Origin of the sequence: Rhodovulum sp. ES.010, from assembly GCF_900142935.1 — a bacterium.
Classification (GTDB): domain Bacteria; phylum Pseudomonadota; class Alphaproteobacteria; order Rhodobacterales; family Rhodobacteraceae; genus Rhodovulum.
Map to the genome: position 1 here is coordinate 2,208,288 of NZ_FSRS01000001.1, position 15,570 is coordinate 2,223,857.

A 15,570-nucleotide genomic window follows, 5' to 3' on the forward strand; every position below is an offset into this window, starting at 1 on the left:
ACCGCCATGCCCAGACGCCTGCGCCTGACCCGCCGGATGCCCGTCGCGATGAGCGAGGACGCCTATCGGCGGCTGCGCCGGTTCGCCCGCGAGGCGGGGCTCGACGAGGGCGAGGCCCTGTCCTTCCTGTTCGAGCATTTCGACAGCGTGACGGATGCCGAGGTGCTGCCCCACAGGCTGCGCATCTTCAACGCGGAACTGGAGGAGAGGAAGCGATGACCCGGACTTCCGGCACCGGACGCGAGGCCGCGCCAAGTGAGTATTTGGGCCAAGAAGAAGCGGCGCGGTTAGCCCCCCGCCCGGGCGGCGCCCCCGGTCGCTACCGGGGTGGAGGCGCCGGGCGGGGGACCTTCTCCTTGGGCGGTCATCGGCTCTCCAGCCTGTACCGCGAGTCGCAGCCTGCGAGGTTAATCTTAACGCCCGGTTATCGCCCGCGACCCGCTCCTTCTTCTTGGCCCAAATACTCATTGACGGCCCGTCGCGGCCGGGCACAGCGGCCGGGAGCGGCGCCATGACCCTGCGACTCTACTGCTTCGGCGAAAGCGGCAACGCCTACAAGGCGGCGTTGACGCTGGAACTCGCGGGGCTGGACTGGGAACCGGTCTGGGTCGACTTCTTCAACGGCGCGGCGCGCAGCCCCGAGTTCCTGGCGCTGAACCCCATGGGAGAGGTCCCGGTTATGGTCGACGGCGCGGTGACGCTCAGCCAGTCGGGCGCGATCCAGGACTATGTCAGCTCCAAGAGCGGGCAGTTCGGCGGCCAGAGCGCGGCCGAGCGCCGCGAGGTGCTGCGATGGATGTTCTGGGACAACCACAAGATGTCGGGCCAGGCCGGCAGCCTGCGCTTCCTGATGAATTTCCTGCCCGAGGAGAAGCGCCCCGCGCCGGTGATCGACTGGCTGTCGGGCCGGGTGCGGGCGGCGCTGGGCGTGCTCGAACGCGGGCTGGAGGGGCAGGACTGGCTGGTGGGCGGGCGATCGACCATCGCCGACCTCGCCTGCTGCGGCTACCTCTACTATCCCGAACCCTTCGGCTTCGACCGGGCCGACTGGCCCAATATCGACGCCTGGCTGGACCGCATCGCGGCGCTGCCCGGCTGGAAGCCCCCCTACGACCTGATGCCCGGCTCGCCCGCGGACCGGGCCTGACCGCAACCTTGGACGAGGCAGACATGACCGACGCCTATATCTACGACGCGATCCGGACGCCCCGCGGCAAGGGCCGCAAGGATGGCAGCCTGCACGAGGTGACCTCGCTGCGGCTCTCGGCGCTGGTGCTCGACGCGCTTTCCGAACGCAACGGCCTGGACGGCGGCGCAGGCATCGAGGACGTGATCTGGGGCAACGCAACCCAGGTCGGCGAACAGGGGGGCTGCCTCGCGCGCAGCGCGGTGCTGGCCTCGGACCTCGACGAACGCATTCCCGGCCTCTCGATCAACCGGTTCTGCGCCAGCGGGCTGGAGGCCGTGAACCTCGCCGCCAACCAGGTGCGCGCGGGCGCGGGCCGGGCCTATATCGCCGGCGGCGTGGAGATGATGGGCCGGGTCGCGATGGGCAGCGACGGGGCGGCGATCGCCGTGGACCCGAGCCTGGCCATGAAAAGCTATTTCGTCCCCCAGGGCATCTCGGCCGACATCATCGCCACCGAGCACGGGTTCACCCGCGACCAGGCGGATGCGCTGGCCGTCGAAAGCCAGCAGCGCGCCGCGCAATCCTGGGACGAGGGCCGCTTCGACCGGTCGGTGATCGCGGTGAAAGACGTGAACGGGCTGACGATCCTCGAGCGCGACGAATACATGCGGCCCGAGACCGACATGCAGACGCTGGGCGCGCTGAAGCCGTCTTTCAAGGAGATGGGCGAGGTGATGCCGGGCTTCGACCGGGTGGCGCTGATGAAATACCCGCATCTTGAACGGATCGACCATATCCACCACGCCGGCAATTCCTCGGGCATCGTCGACGGGGCGGCCGCTGTGCTGGTCGGCAATGCCGAGTTCGGGCAGGCGCACGGGCTGAAACCCCGCGCGCGCATCCGGGCAAGCTGCAAGATCGGCACGGATCCCACGATCATGCTGACCGGCCCGGTGCCCGCGACCGAGAAGGTGCTGGCCGAGGCCGGCATGCAGTTTTCCGACATCGACCTGTGCGAGGTGAACGAGGCTTTCGCTGCGGTCGTGCTGCGCTTCATCCAGGCCTTCGAGGCCGACCCGGGCCGCGTGAACCCCAATGGCGGGGCCATCGCGCTGGGCCATCCGCTGGGCGCGACGGGGGCGATCATCCTCGGCACGCTCCTGGACGAGATGGAGCGGACCGACAGGGAAACCGGCCTCGCGACGCTTTGCGTGGCCAGCGGCATGGGCGCCGCGACGATCATCGAACGCGTGTGAGGGAGGGAACCATGGCGGAATTCCACTACGAAGTCGACGCCGACGGGGTCGGGACCATAACTTGGGACGTGCCCGGCCGCAGCATGAACGTGATGAGCCGGCAAGGGTTCGAGGAGCTTGACGCGCATATCGACACCGCGCTCGCGGACGACGCGGTGAAGGGCGTGGTCATCACGTCGGCCAAGAAGGATTTCGCCGGAGGCATGGACCTCAACGTCATCGCGAAGATGAGGGACGAGGCGGGCGACAACCCGGCCAAGGGGCTGTTCGAGGGCGTGATGGGGATGCATGCCATCCTGCGCAAGATCGAGCGCGGGGGCATGGACGACAAGAACAGGGGCGGCAAGCCGATTGCCGCCGCCCTGCCCGGCACGGCGCTGGGGATCGGGCTGGAACTGCCGCTGGCCTGTCACCGCATCTTCGCCGCCGACAACCCGAAGGCCAAGATCGGCCTGCCCGAGATCATGGTCGGCATCTTCCCTGGCGGCGGCGGGACCACGCGGCTGGTGCGCAAGCTGGGCGCGATGGGCGCCTCGCCGTTCCTGCTGGAAGGCAAGCTGTCCGACCCGAAGAAGGCGAAGGCGGCGGGGCTGATCGACGAGGTGACCGACGACCCGGTGGCCGCCGCGAAGGAGTGGGTACTCTCGGGGCCGAAGATCGTCAAGCCCTGGGACGAGAATGGCTACAAGATGCCGGGCGGCGCGCCCTATCACCCGGCCGGCTTCATGACCTTCGTCGGCGCCTCGGCCATGGTCAACGGCAAGACCAAGGGGGTGTACCCGGCGGCCAAGGCGCTGCTCAGCGCGGTTTACGAGGGCGCGCTGGTGCCCTTCGACACGGCCATTCGGATCGAGGCGCGCTGGTTCACCCATGTGCTGATGAACCCGTCCTCGGGCGCGATGATCCGGTCGCTTTTCATCAACAAGGAGGCGCTGGAGAAAGGCGCCGTGCGGCCCGCCGATGTGCCCGACCAGAAGGTGGCGAAGCTGGGGATTCTCGGCGCGGGGATGATGGGCGCCGGGATCGCGCTGGTCGCCGCGCAGGCGGGGATCGAGGTGGTGCTGATCGACCAGGAACAGGCGGCCGCCGACAAGGGCCGCGCCTATGCCGAAGCCTACATGGACAAGGGCATCAAGCGCGGCAAGGCGACCGAGGCGAAGAAGGACGAGGTGCTGGGCCGGATCACCGCCACCACCGATTATGCCGCGCTGTCCGGCGCCGATCTGGTGATCGAGGCGGTGTTCGAGGACCCCGGCATCAAGGCCGAGGTGACCAGGCGCGTGCAGGAGGCCGTCGGCCCCGACTGCATCATCGCCACCAACACCTCGACCCTGCCGATCACCGACCTGGCGAAGGCGGCGCACCGGCCGCAGGACTTCATCGGCATCCATTTCTTCTCACCGGTCGAGAAGATGATGCTGGTCGAGATCATCAAGGGCCGCGAGACCGGCGACCGGGCGGTGGCCAAGGCGCTCGATTTCGTGCGGCAAATCCGCAAGACGCCCATCGTGGTGAACGACGCGCGCTTCTTCTACGCCAACCGCTGCATCATCCCCTATCTCAACGAAGGCATCCGCATGGTGGCCGAGGGCGTGACGCCCGCGCTGGTGGAAAACGGCGCGAAACTGGTGGGGATGCCGCTGGGGCCGCTTCAACTGGTGGACGAGACGTCCATCGACCTCGGTGTCAAGATCGCCAAGGCGACCAAGGCGGCGATGGGCGAGGCCTATCCCGACGCGGCGGTGGACGAGGTGCTGTTCTGGCTGGCCGACGAGGGCCGTCTGGGGCGCAAGGCCAAGGCCGGGTTTTACGCCTATGACGACGCGGGCAAGCGCAGCGGGCTTTGGAACGGGCTGACCGACAGGTTTCCCGAGGCGGCCGAGCAGCCCGACCTGGCGGAGGTGCAGCATCGCCTGCTTTTCGCGCAGGTGCTGGAGGCCGTGCGGGCGCTGGAGGACGGTGTGCTGATGGATATCCGCGAGGGCGATGTGGGCGCGATCCTCGGCTGGGGCTTCGCGCCCTGGTCGGGCGGCCCGTTCTCCTGGCTCGACATGATCGGGCCGGCCCGGGCGCTGGAGCTGTGCGAGGGCCTGGCCGCGCGCCACGGGAACCGCTTCGCGCCGCCGGCGCTGCTGCGCGAAATGGCGGCCGACGGCGCGCGGTTCTACGACCGGTTCGGCCCGGACGCTCAGGCGGCCTGAAACGCGCGCATGCCCGGCCCGTCGCGGGCGGGCGCGACCTCGCACTGCAGCGCGGCGGCGAGGCGGCGTGCTTCGTGCGGCGCGCAGGGCCGGCCGTAATCGATCTCGTTGGCGGTCTGCATCTCGCAGAGCCGGTGGAGCGGCACCGGCTCGCCCTCACCCTGGGCCGGGCAGAACACCAGCGCCGCACCGTTTGCGAAGGTGATCTCGGGCCGGTCGAAGAGCGGCACGATCACCTCGACGGGCCGGCCCAGCGTCGGGGCCACGCGGTGGATGCCTAGCACGCCTTCGAGATAGCGCGCCTGGATCAGCACGAAGGGGTCGCCGTAAAGCTCTTCGGCGAGATCGGATTCGACCAGCACGCTCTGCTCCGGCAGCAGGGTGAGCGGGGCGGAGTTGCCCAGCGCGCCCTCCGGGACGGTCAGCGGCCAGAGCGGTTGCGGACAGCGCGCCCAACCCCGCCACAAGAGCCCGCGCTGCACCGCCCGCACCGGCTGCGCGCCGTGATCGAAGGTCAGCACGCGGACGCCCGGTGCCAGCGCCTCGACCGGCCGCCAGCCGTGGGTCGTGGCGATTTCGGTGCCCGCGGCAAAGCCCGAGGCGATGCCGGCGATGGCGCCGGGCGCGGGCGTGGTGCGCGACACGGGCGCGCCGCGCGCATCGGTGACCGGTTCGCTGCCTTCGAAGGCGATCCTGACTTCCACGTGTCGTTCTCCCCAGACTGCCGCCGGGCGGAGCGCGCGGGCCCCGACAGCGGGTTGTTTCTTGTTCTCTGTCGCAAGGCGGGCAGCCCGTCCCGAAGCGCCCACTAACGGAACCTTAACGCGCCGACCCGGACGGTATTTCGACCCGATTGAGATGGCATTTGGGCGTGTGGCCGCGCCGGCTGAACGATCAGCCCGGCAGCGCCGGACTGCGCCCGTCCGGCGAACAATGCGGGCCGTCCTCGACGCGGTCTCCCAAGCGCGGGATGTCCCTGGCCGCGGCGTCGGCGACCCGCCGGGCCGATTCGTCGCCGTCGTCGCGCGGGCAGGCGGGCAGGCGATCGGCGACTTTGATCCGCGCCGCGGACCGCCGGAAGCCGGTCCCCGCCCCAAGCGGCGCGCGGCCCGCGCGGCGAGACGACGCCACCCCTTTTCAAATCTCGGCAAGGCGGCCAAACTCCGCGCCGACCAAGAAACCAGCGGGAGGGAAAACGCGATGGGCTGGATGTCCGACGAAACGGGCCTGGAGAAATGCGCGGCGAACTACGTGCCGCTGACGCCGCTGTCGTTCCTGCACCGTGCCGCCCAGATCTGGCCGGAGCGCGAGGCGGTCGTCTACGGCGCGCGGCGCTTTACCTATGCCCAGTATCGCGACCGCGTCACCCGGCTGGCTTCGGCGCTGGCCGCGATGGGGGTCAAGCCCGGCGACGTGGTCGCCACGCTTCTGCCGAACGTGCCGGCCCATGCCGAGGCGCATTTCGGGGTGCCGGCCTGCGGCGCGATTCTGAACGCGATCAACATCCGGCTGGACGCCAACACGGTCAGCTACATCCTCGATCACGGCGGCGCCAAGGTCGTGCTCTGCGACCCGCAGTTCATCCCGCTGGTGGCCAATGCCATCGAGGACATGGAAGGCGAGCCGCCCACCGTGATCGAGGTCGGCGACGACGCGGCCGGCGTGCACGATTTCGGCGATTACCCCGAATACGAGGACATCCTCGCCCAGGCCGACCCGGACTTCGACTGGATCATGCCCGAGGACGAGTGGGAGAGCATCGCGCTCAACTACACGTCGGGGACGACGGGCCGGCCCAAGGGCGTCGTCTACCACCACCGCGGGGCGTATCTGAACGCGATGGGCCAGGTGATCTCGTGGCGGATGGTGCTGCACCCCCGATACCTGACCATCGTGCCGCTGTTTCACTGCAACGGCTGGTGCCACACCTGGATGATGCCCGCGGTGGGCGGCACGGTGGTCTGCTGCCGCGACATCAACGCCCGCAACATCTTCGACGCGATCGCCGACGAGGGCGTGACCCATTTCGGCGGCGCCCCCATCGTGCTGAACATGCTGATCAACGCCACCGACGAGGAAAGGCGGGAGTTCGGCCATGTCGTGGAGGTGTTCACCGCCGGCGCGCCGCCCGCCGCGGTGACGTTGGCCCGGATCGAGCCCATGGGCTTCAACGTCACCCATGTCTACGGGTTGACGGAAACCTACGGCCCGGCCACCGAATGCGTCTGGAAAGAGCAGTGGGAGCCGCTCGAGGGCGACGCGCGCGCCGCGCAGAAATCCCGCCAGGGCGTCGCGATGCCCTTCATGGAGCCGATGCAGGTCTGGGACGACAAGGACAGGCCCGTGCCGCTGGACGGCAAGACGCAGGGCGAGATCGTCTATCGCGGCAACGGGGTTATGAAGGGCTATCTGAAGAATCCCCGCGCCACCCGCGAAGCCTTCGAGGGCGGGTATTTCCACACCGGCGACCTCGCCGTGCAGCACCCCGACACCTACGTCCAGATCGCCGACCGGGCCAAGGACATCATCATCTCGGGCGGCGAAAACGTCAGTTCGGTCGAGGTGGAGGGCATCCTGATGCGCCACCCCGACGTGCTGCTCTGCGCGGTGGTGGCGAAACCGGACGAAAAATGGGGCGAGGTGCCCTGCGCCTTCGTCGAGTTGAAGGACGGCCACAACGTCGATGCCGATACGCTGATCGCCTTCGCGCGCGAACGGCTGGCGGGGTTCAAGACGCCGAAGGCCGTGGTGTTCCAGGAGTTGCCAAAGACCTCCACCGGCAAGATCCAGAAGTTCGAGCTGCGCAAGGTCGCCAAGGAGCTGTGAGATTGTGGGCGCCGGGCCGCTCGGCTATCCTCCCGCGTGAGGTCACAGAACGAGCGGGCAAGGGTCGCCGCCGATGACGGCGCTCAAGCGATATGAACGGCTGGAAGGTCCGGGCGTCTGGCGCGAGCATGCCGGCGCCCAGCGCCGGAATGTCATCCTGTCCTTCGGCGATGCCTCGCTGGTGGTCTCCGACACCGCCGAGCGGGTCCTGACCCACTGGTCGCTCGCGGCGATCGAACGGCTGAACCCCGGCGAAAGCCCCGCGCTCTACGCCCCCGGCGAGGCCAGCGACGAGACGCTGGAAATCGACGAGAGCCTTATGATCGAGGCGATCGAGGCGGTGCGCACGGCCGTCGCGCGGGGCCGCCCCCATCCCGGCCGGGTGCGGCTTGCGGCGTTCGCGGCCATCGCCGCCGGGCTCGCCGCGCTGGCGGTCTTCTGGCTGCCGGGCGCGCTGGTGCGGCATGCGGTTTCGGTCGTCCCCGACCCGGTGCGCGCCGAGATCGGCCGCGACCTGCTGGGGCGTGTCACGCGCGTCGCGGGCCAGCCTTGCGCGCGGCCCGGCGGCATGGCCGCGCTCGACCGGCTGTCCCGGCGGCTTCTGCCCGGCCGCGAGGCCCGCATCGTCGTCCTGCCGGGCGGCATGCCGCGGGCGGCCCATCTGCCCGGCGGCCTGATCCTGCTGAACCGCGCGCTGGTGGAAGACTACGAGGATGCAAGCGCGGTGGCAGGCTTCGTGCTCGCGGAGGCCGCCCGCGCCGACGCGAACGACCCGCTCGCCGTCCTGCTGCACGCGGCGGGGCCGATGGCAACGCTGAAGCTTCTGACCAGCGGCACCCTGCCCGAGCGCGCGCTCGAAGAGCATGCCCGCACCCTTCTGACGGTGCCGCCGACGCCGGTTTCCGACGCCGCGCTCATCGCGCGGTTCGCCGAGGCCGGGGTGCCGTCCAGCCCCTACGCTTATGCGCTCGACGTCTCGGGCGAGGATGTGCTCGGCCTGATCGAGGCCGACCCGCTCCGCGACCGCCCCGTGCGCCCGGTGCTGTCGGATGGCGACTGGGTGCAGCTCCAGGCGATCTGCGACCCCTGACCCGACAAGGACACCCCGCCGGGAAACGGGGCGCCGAGTTTTTTTCTACTCGATCGGTTGCCTGCGCGGAGTCGGTCGGGCGCGGGCACGCCGGGCCGCGTCGCGACCGGAAGGGCACCGCGAAACCCTTTCAGGCCCATCGCAGCCCCCACAAGATATCGGGGAAGCATGCCCGAACAGAGCCAGCGCATAGAGCGGGAATTCCGCTATCTTGTGCCGAACATGCGGTCGCCCGCATCCCCGAGACCGGGGACGATATATCCGTGGTCGTTGAGGCATTCGTCCACGGCAGCCGTCACGATGGGCACGTCCGGGTGCGCCTCGCCCATGCGCTGCACGCCCTCGGGCGCGGCCAGCAGGCACATGAACCGGATATTGTTGGCGCCCGACTCCTTGAGCAGATCGACCGCCGCCGCCGAGGAATTGCCGGTGGCCAGCATCGGATCGAGCACGATGACCAGCCGGTCCTCGAGATCGGGCGGCACCTTGTAGTAATACTGCACCGGCCGCAGCGTCTCCTCGTCGCGATAGAGCCCGACGAAGCCCACCCGTGCCGAGGGCACCAGTTCCATGACCCCGTCCAGCAACCCGTTGCCCGCCCGTAGGATCGAGATCAGGGCCAGTTTCTTGCCCGCCAGCACTGGCGCGTCCATCTCGCACAGCGGGGTCTCGATCCGGCGTGTGATCATCTCCAGTTCGCGGGTGATCTCGTAGGCCAGCAACTGGCTGATTTCGCGCAACAGCTGGCGGAAGACCGCCGTCGAGGTCTCCTTTTCGCGCATCAGCGTCAGCTTGTGCTGGACCAGCGGGTGGGTGACGACGGTCAGATGGTCATACATCGGCGGGCTCCAGTTTCTTGGCGATTTCCGCACGGGTGTCAGCGTCGCAGAAGGCGGCGTCAAGCGCTACCCGGTTCAGGGCGGCGAAATCGCCCTCGTCCCAGCCGAAGGCATCGGCCAGGCGCTCGTATTCGCGGGTCATCGTGGTGTGGAAGAAGGGCGGGTCGTCGGTGGAGACCGTCACCTTGACGCCGCGTGCGCGCAACCGCGCGATGGGATGGGCGGCCCAGTCGGGGTAGAGCCCGAGCGCGATGTTCGATCCCGGACAGACCTCGAGCACCACGCCGGCCTCGGCCAGGCGGTCGACGAGCGCCGGATCCTCGACGGCGCGCACGCCATGCCCGATGCGGGCGACACGCAAATCGGCAAGCGTCTCGCGCACCGAGGCAGGCCCGCCCCATTCGCCGGCATGGGCGGTCAGCCCGAGCTTCGCCTCGCGCGCCATGTCGAAGGCATAGGCGAAATCGCGCGGCCGTCCCCGGCCCTCGTCGCCCGCCATGCCGAACCCCACGACGAACGCGCCCGCGGTTTCGGCGGCGCAAAGCGCGGCTTCGCGGGCCTTGTCGGGGCCGAAATGGCGGATGCAGGTGACGATTCCGCGCATCACGATGCCATGCGCGGCCTCGGCACGCACGGCGGCCTCTTCGATGGCGTGCAGGTAGTCGCGCCATGCGGCCAGGTCGCGCCCGCCGCAGAAGTCCGGCGACAGGAAGGATTCGAGATAGACGACGCCTTCGGCCGCGGCCCCTTCCAGCACGGACAAGGTGAGGCGCGCGTAGTCCTCCGGGCTGCGCAGGACGGAGGTCGCGACTTCGTATATGTCGAGGAACTGCAAGAAATCGGCAAAGACATAGGCGCCGTGCCGGTCGAAAATGCGCGAAATGTCCAAGCCGCGCGCCCGCGCCATGTCGCGCACCAGCTCCGGGGGCGCGGCCCCTTCCAGGTGGTGGTGCAACTCGATCTTGGGAAGGCTGGCGAGGCTCACAGGAAACTCCGTCCGGGCCCCTGCGCGGGCACGCCCAGATGCGCCGCCACGCTTGCCCCCACATCGGCGAAGGCGCACAGGCCGATGGCGCGGGGGCCGAGACCGGCCCCCAGCACCGGCACGCGCTCGCGGGTATGGTCGGTGCCGGCCCAGCTGGGGTCGTTTCCATGGTCGGCGGTGAGCAGGACAAGATCGCCCGCGCGCATCCTGTCGAAGACGCGCGGAAGCTGCGCGTCGAACCATTCCAGCGCGCGGGCATACCCCGCCACGTCGCGGCGATGGCCATAGAGGCTGTCGAACTCGACGAAATTGGCGAAGGTCAGGCTGCCCTCGGGCGCTTCATCCATGAGGCGCACCCAATGCGCCATCAATTCGGCATCGGTGCCCTTGCGGACCTCGTCGATCCCGCGCATCGAGAAGATATCGCCGATCTTGCCGATCGCCTGCACCCGGCGCCCGGCCCCCTGCACCCAGTCGCAGAGCGTGGGTCCCGGGGGGGCGACCGCGTAGTCGTGCCGGTTCGCCGTGCGGGTGAAACCGGTGCCGGGATCGCCCACGAAGGGCCGCGCGATCACCCGGCCCACGTTCATCGCGTGCAGCGTCGGGGCGATCTCTTCGCAAAGCGTCAGCAGGCGGTCGAGTCCGAACGCCTCTTCATGGGCGGCGACCTGGAACACGCTGTCGGCCGAGGTATAGAGGATCGGCCAGCCGGTGCGCAGATGCTCCGCCCCCAGCCGCGCGACGATCTCGGTGCCCGACGCATGGCAATTGCCAAGCGTGCCCTCGGTGCCCGCCTTCGCCCGGACCTCGGCCAGAAGCGGCTCCGGGAAGGCCGGGACCGCGCGCGGGAAGTAATGCCAGTCCCACGGCACCGGAACGCCGGCGAGTTCCCAATGACCCGAGGGCGTGTCCTTGCCCGGCGAGGTTTCGGTCGCCGCGCCCCACAGCCCGCGCGGCGCCGCGCCAAGGCCGGGCGGGCACGCGCCGCTCGCCGCCTTCACCGCGGCGGACAGCCCGAGACGGTCGAGATTGTGCAATTTCAGAGGACCGGACCGGCCGGAATCGGCCCCATCCCGGGCACAGGCCTGTGCGATATGTGCAAGCGTGTTCGCCCCGGTATCGGGCCGCCCGGCGTTGAAGAACCGGTCGGCATCGGGCGCGCCACCGATGCCCAGCGAGTCCATGACGACGAGGAAGGCCCGCGTCACCGGAGCAGTCTCCGGCGCACCAGCGGCGGGACATCCGCGCCGCTGTCGCCCAGCGTGCAGGCCGCGCGCACGGCTTCGGCCGCGACGTCGGCATCCTCTTCGGAACTGGCGTGGATCAGCGCCAGCGGCTGGCCCGTGCCGATTTCGTCGCCCAGCGCCGCGATCTCGGACAGCCCGACCGAAGGATTGATCCGGTCGCCCTCGCGCCGCCGCCCGCCGCCAAGGCCCACCACGGCAAGCCCCAGCGCCTCGCCGTCGATGCCCAGCACGACGCCGCCCTCCCGGGCCACGACCTCCTGGACCACCGGGGCGGCGGGCAGCCGGTCGGGCCAGCGCTCGATGAAATCGGACGGCCCGCCGAGTTCGGCGACCATCTCGCCGAACTTCAGCGCCGCCTCGCCCGATTCCAGGGCCCGCGCGATCCGCCCGGCCCCGTCGCCCGCGTCGTCGGCCAACCCGCCCAGCGCCAGCGCCTCGCCGCCGAGCGCGCAGGTCAGATCCCAGAGCGCCGGTGTCACCCCGGTGCCGGTCAGCGTCTCCATCACCTCGATGACTTCCAGCGCGTTGCCCGCGGCGCCGACCAAAGGCTGCGACATGTCGGTGATCAGCGCGGTGGTCATGCAGCCCGCCCCCTGCGCCGTCTGGACCAGCGCGCGGGCGAGGTCCTCGGCCTCGTCCATGTCCTTCATGAAGGCGCCCGAGCCGACCTTGACGTCTAGCACCAGCGCCTCGAGCCCGGCGGCCAGCTTCTTGGACAGGATCGAGGCGGTGATGAGGTCGATGCTTTCGACCGTGCCGGAGACGTCGCGCACCGCGTAAAGCCGCTTGTCCGCGGGCGCGATGCCGGCCGAGGCGCCGACGATGGCGCAGCCGATCTGCGCGGTGATCGATTTCAGCTCGGAGATCGAAACCTCGGCCCGGTAGCCGGGAATCGCCTCCAGCTTGTCCAGCGTTCCGCCGGTATGGCCGAGCCCCCGACCCGAGATCATCGGCACATAGGCGCCGCAGGCGGCCAGCGCCGGGGCGAGCACGAGCGACACGCAATCGCCGATGCCGCCGGTCGAATGCTTGTCGAGCACCGGGCCGGGCAGGTCCCAGTCCAGCACCTTGCCGCTGTCGCGCATCGCGCGGGTCAGCGCCACCCGCTCGGGCCGGGTCAGCCCGTTCAGCAGAACCGCCATGGCGAAGGCACCGGCCTGGGCATCGGTCACCGCGCCATTGGCCAGCCCCTTGGCGAACCAGGCCAGATCGGCCTCCGAAACCGCCTGATCGTCGCGGACCCTGGCGATGATCGTTCGTGCGTCCATCTCAGACGCCCCGCATCTGCGCCGCCGAAAACGCGCCGGGCAGAAGCTCGCCCACGGTCATCTCGAGGGTCTCGCCCGCGACCGTGGCCATCGTGACCCTGACCTCGGGCCCGGCGAACTCGGCGAGTTTCTGGCGGCAGCCGCCGCAGGGGCTGACCGGCGCCGGGCCGTCCGCGATCACCGCGACCTCCGCGATCTCGCGGCAGCCCGCCGCCACCATCGCCGCGATGGCGCCGGCCTCGGCACAGGTGCCCTCGGGCGCGGCCACGTTCTCCACGTTGCAGCCGACATAGATCGCGCCGTCGGCGCCTCTGACCGCGGCACCGACCTTGAAGCGCGAATACGGGGCGTGGGCGTTTTCGCGCACCGCGCGGGCAGCGGTCAGAAGCGACATGGAGGTTCTCCGTTTTGCCGCCAATCTGCGGCGCGCCCGCGGGGGATGCAAGGGCGCAGGCGCGGCGGCCCGGCCATGGATTAGCGCTAACAGCGACAGGGTGTCCGGGTTTCTATCTTGCGTCTGAGCGCCCGCCTGCGTAACAGAATTGCCCAGGCCAAGAGGAGGGACGATCATGGGCTATCCCGAGACGAACATCGTGGGCTATGCCGACGTGTACGAGCGCTGGAAGGCGGACCCGGACGCCTTCTGGATGGAGGCCGCCGAGGCGATCGACTGGGACAGCAAACCCTCCAAGGCGCTGTTCGACGACAACGCGCCCGAATACGAGTGGTTTGCCGACGGCATGGTGAACACCTGCTGGAACGCCGTGGACCGCCATGTCGAGAACGGCCGGGGCGACCAGACCGCCATCATCTACGACAGCCCGGTCACCGGCACGCGGAAATCCATCTCCTACGTGATGCTGCGCAACCGCGTGGCGCAACTGGCCGGCGCGCTTCGGGCCAAGGGCGTGGAGAAGGGCGACCGGGTCATCATCTACATGCCGATGATTCCCGAGGCGCTGGAGGCGATGCTGGCCTGTGCGCGGCTGGGCGCGATCCACTCGGTGGTGTTCGGCGGGTTCGCCGCGCATGAGCTGGCCGTGCGGGTGGACGACGCGAAACCGAAATGCATCATCGCCGCGAGCTGCGGGATCGAACCGGGCCGCATCGTCCACTACAAGCCGCTTCTCGACGGCGCACTGCAGCAGGCCGAGCATCAGCCGGACTTCTGCGTGATCCTCCAGCGCGAGCAGGAGGTCGCGCATCTGGAGGAAGGCCGCGACGTCAACTGGCACGGCTTCCAGTACGGCGTCGAACCCGCCGAATGCGTGCCCGTAGAGGGCAACCACCCGGCCTATATCCTCTATACCTCAGGCACGACCGGCCAGCCCAAGGGCGTGGTTCGGCCCACCGGCGGACACCTAGTCGCGCTGAACTGGACGATGAAGAACATCTACAACCTCGATCCGGGCGACGTGTTCTGGGCGGCCTCCGACGTCGGCTGGGTCGTCGGCCACAGCTACATCTGCTACGCGCCGCTGATCCACGGCAACACGACCGTGGTGTTCGAGGGAAAGCCCATCGGCACGCCCGATGCCGGCGTGTTCTGGCGGGTGATCTCGGAACACAAGGTCAAGAGCTTCTTCACCGCACCGACCGCCTTCCGGGCAATCAAGCGGGCCGATCCGAACGGGGAATTCGTCAACAAGTACGACCTGACGAACCTCAAGGCCCTCTATCTCGCCGGCGAGCGCGCCGATCCCGACACCATCAAGTGGGCACAGCGCATGCTGGGGGTGCCGGTCGTCGACCACTGGTGGCAGACCGAAACCGGCTGGGCGATCGCGGCGAATCCCCTCGGGATCGAGCGCCTGCCGGTCAAGATCGGCTCGCCCTCCGTGGCGATGCCCGGCTATGACGTGCACATCCTCGACGAGGGCGGCCACGAGGTCGGCCCGAACACGCTGGGCGCCATCGCGATCAAGCTGCCGCTGCCGCCGGGCACCCTGCCCACGCTGTGGAACGCGCCCGAGCGGTTCCACAAGTCCTACCTGAACCACTTCCCCGGCTATTATGAAACGGGCGACGCGGGCTACAAGGACGAGGACGGGTATCTCTACATCATGGCGCGCACCGACGACGTCATCAACGTGGCCGGCCACCGCCTGTCCACCGGCGCGATGGAGGAAGTGCTGGCCAGCCACCCGGACGTGGCCGAATGCGCGGTGATCGGCGTGGCCGATGAACTCAAGGGCCAGTTGCCGCTGGGCTTTCTCTGCCTGACCGATGGCGTGGGCCGTCCGCATGGCGAGATCATCAAGGAATGCGTGACGCTGGTGCGCGACCAGATCGGTCCGGTCGCGGCGTTCAAGCTGGCCTGCGTCGTGGACCGTCTGCCCAAGACGCGGTCGGGCAAGATCCTGCGCGCCACCATGGTCAAGATCGCCGATGGCGAGGAGTTCAAGATGCCCGCCACGATCGACGACCCGGCGATCCTCGACGAGATCTCGGCGGCGTTGCGGGGGCTCGGCTATCCGCAGGCGGCCTGAGAACGGCATCCGGGGGCGCTGTCGAGGCGGGTTTTCCCGCCTCGACAGCGACCTGACTTTTAGACAGGTTGGTTCGGCGAGGGGACGCGGTTAGAAGGTTACAAATGCAACCTGTGCGAGTGTCGCCATGGTATCCACGCCGGAACCGCGCGCAGCGCCCTTGCTAGGCCAGGCCGTCGACGGCGCGGAGAGCCCCCCTCCCCCCTTCGGGGAGGCCGAAACGCCCTCCCGCCACGCCAG

13 protein-coding genes are annotated in these 15,570 nt (G+C 69.3%); 7 read left to right on the plus strand and 6 right to left on the minus strand.

Annotated features, from left to right (window positions below):
- The first annotated feature begins 6 nt into the window (after positions 1 to 6).
- From BUR28_RS10780 to BUR28_RS10795, 4 genes are all read left to right on the plus strand, one after another.
- On the plus strand, positions 7 to 219 hold the full coding sequence (locus BUR28_RS10780; RefSeq protein WP_074220121.1) for a hypothetical protein: 213 nt from the start codon (positions 7 to 9) through the stop codon (positions 217 to 219).
- Positions 220 to 511: 292 nt separating this feature from the next.
- Positions 512 to 1,147 carry a glutathione S-transferase family protein gene (locus BUR28_RS10785; protein WP_074220122.1) on the plus strand — a complete coding sequence of 212 codons (636 nt, stop codon included), beginning with the start codon at positions 512 to 514 and terminating at the stop codon, positions 1,145 to 1,147.
- A 23-nt stretch (positions 1,148 to 1,170) separates the two neighbouring features.
- A complete protein-coding gene (locus BUR28_RS10790) occupies positions 1,171 to 2,385 on the plus strand; it encodes an acetyl-CoA C-acetyltransferase (protein WP_074220123.1) in 1,215 nt (404 codons plus the stop codon).
- A gap of 11 nt (positions 2,386 to 2,396) precedes the next feature.
- Entirely contained in the window at positions 2,397 to 4,586 is a 2,190-nt protein-coding gene (locus BUR28_RS10795) for a 3-hydroxyacyl-CoA dehydrogenase NAD-binding domain-containing protein (protein ID WP_074220124.1), read from the plus strand.
- Here BUR28_RS10795 and BUR28_RS20095 read toward each other — a convergent pair.
- Positions 4,574 to 5,290, minus strand: a complete 717-nt coding sequence (locus tag BUR28_RS20095; protein WP_074220125.1) for a Hint domain-containing protein — start codon at positions 5,288 to 5,290, stop codon at positions 4,574 to 4,576. The two genes, BUR28_RS10795 and BUR28_RS20095, sit on opposite strands and share 13 nt — an antisense overlap.
- Positions 5,291 to 5,786: 496 nt before the next feature.
- Between BUR28_RS20095 and BUR28_RS10810 the strand changes: the two genes are divergently transcribed.
- Both BUR28_RS10810 and BUR28_RS10815 read left to right on the plus strand, forming a co-directional pair.
- A complete protein-coding gene (locus tag BUR28_RS10810) occupies positions 5,787 to 7,412 on the plus strand; it encodes an AMP-binding protein (RefSeq protein ID WP_074220127.1) in 1,626 nt (541 codons plus the stop codon).
- Positions 7,413 to 7,485: 73 nt separating this feature from the next.
- Positions 7,486 to 8,502 carry a hypothetical protein gene (locus BUR28_RS10815; RefSeq protein ID WP_074220128.1) on the plus strand — a complete coding sequence of 339 codons (1,017 nt, stop codon included), beginning with the start codon at positions 7,486 to 7,488 and terminating at the stop codon, positions 8,500 to 8,502.
- 206 nt (positions 8,503 to 8,708) lie between these two features.
- On the opposite strand, the gene upp is transcribed toward BUR28_RS10815, so the two are convergent.
- The 5 genes from upp to BUR28_RS10840 are packed head-to-tail and all read right to left on the minus strand — an operon-like array spanning position 8,709 to position 13,235.
- Positions 8,709 to 9,341, minus strand: coding sequence for a uracil phosphoribosyltransferase (upp, locus tag BUR28_RS10820; RefSeq protein ID WP_074220129.1), 633 nt, complete (start codon positions 9,339 to 9,341; stop codon positions 8,709 to 8,711).
- The gene (locus BUR28_RS10825) at positions 9,334 to 10,326 is read right to left on the minus strand and encodes an adenosine deaminase (protein ID WP_074220130.1); all 993 of its coding nucleotides are present in this window, start codon (positions 10,324 to 10,326) and stop codon (positions 9,334 to 9,336) included. The genes upp and BUR28_RS10825 overlap by 8 nt, the downstream gene beginning before the upstream one ends.
- Positions 10,323 to 11,534, minus strand: a complete 1,212-nt coding sequence (locus BUR28_RS10830) for a phosphopentomutase (RefSeq protein ID WP_074220131.1) — start codon at positions 11,532 to 11,534, stop codon at positions 10,323 to 10,325. Before BUR28_RS10830 ends, BUR28_RS10825 begins: the two co-directional genes overlap by 4 nt.
- Positions 11,531 to 12,841, minus strand: coding sequence for a thymidine phosphorylase (locus tag BUR28_RS10835; protein WP_074220132.1), 1,311 nt, complete (start codon positions 12,839 to 12,841; stop codon positions 11,531 to 11,533). Before BUR28_RS10835 ends, BUR28_RS10830 begins: the two co-directional genes overlap by 4 nt.
- A gap of 1 nt (position 12,842) precedes the next feature.
- Positions 12,843 to 13,235 carry a cytidine deaminase gene (locus BUR28_RS10840; RefSeq protein ID WP_074220133.1) on the minus strand — a complete coding sequence of 131 codons (393 nt, stop codon included), beginning with the start codon at positions 13,233 to 13,235 and terminating at the stop codon, positions 12,843 to 12,845.
- A 199-nt stretch (positions 13,236 to 13,434) separates the two neighbouring features.
- Here BUR28_RS10840 and prpE point away from each other — a divergent pair, with 199 nt between their 5' ends.
- A complete protein-coding gene (gene prpE / locus BUR28_RS10845) occupies positions 13,435 to 15,330 on the plus strand; it encodes a propionate-CoA ligase PrpE (RefSeq protein WP_074221610.1) in 1,896 nt (631 codons plus the stop codon).
- The last annotated feature ends 240 nt before the right edge of the window (positions 15,331 to 15,570 follow it).

What these genes read in the sequence shown, in the direction of transcription:
- BUR28_RS10780 (WP_074220121.1), top strand. Translation starts at nt 7, where the DNA reads ATGCCCAGACGCCTGCGCCTGACCCGCCGGATGCCCGTCGCGATGAGC.
- BUR28_RS10785 (WP_074220122.1), top strand. Translation starts at nt 512, where the DNA reads ATGACCCTGCGACTCTACTGCTTCGGCGAAAGCGGCAACGCCTACAAG.
- BUR28_RS10790 (WP_074220123.1), top strand. Translation starts at nt 1,171, where the DNA reads ATGACCGACGCCTATATCTACGACGCGATCCGGACGCCCCGCGGCAAG.
- BUR28_RS10795 (WP_074220124.1), top strand. Translation starts at nt 2,397, where the DNA reads ATGGCGGAATTCCACTACGAAGTCGACGCCGACGGGGTCGGGACCATA.
- BUR28_RS10810 (WP_074220127.1), top strand. Translation starts at nt 5,787, where the DNA reads ATGGGCTGGATGTCCGACGAAACGGGCCTGGAGAAATGCGCGGCGAAC.
- BUR28_RS10815 (WP_074220128.1), top strand. Translation starts at nt 7,486, where the DNA reads ATGACGGCGCTCAAGCGATATGAACGGCTGGAAGGTCCGGGCGTCTGG.
- upp (WP_074220129.1), bottom strand. Translation starts at nt 9,341, where the DNA reads ATGTATGACCATCTGACCGTCGTCACCCACCCGCTGGTCCAGCACAAG.
- BUR28_RS10835 (WP_074220132.1), bottom strand. Translation starts at nt 12,841, where the DNA reads ATGGACGCACGAACGATCATCGCCAGGGTCCGCGACGATCAGGCGGTT.
- BUR28_RS10840 (WP_074220133.1), bottom strand. Translation starts at nt 13,235, where the DNA reads ATGTCGCTTCTGACCGCTGCCCGCGCGGTGCGCGAAAACGCCCACGCC.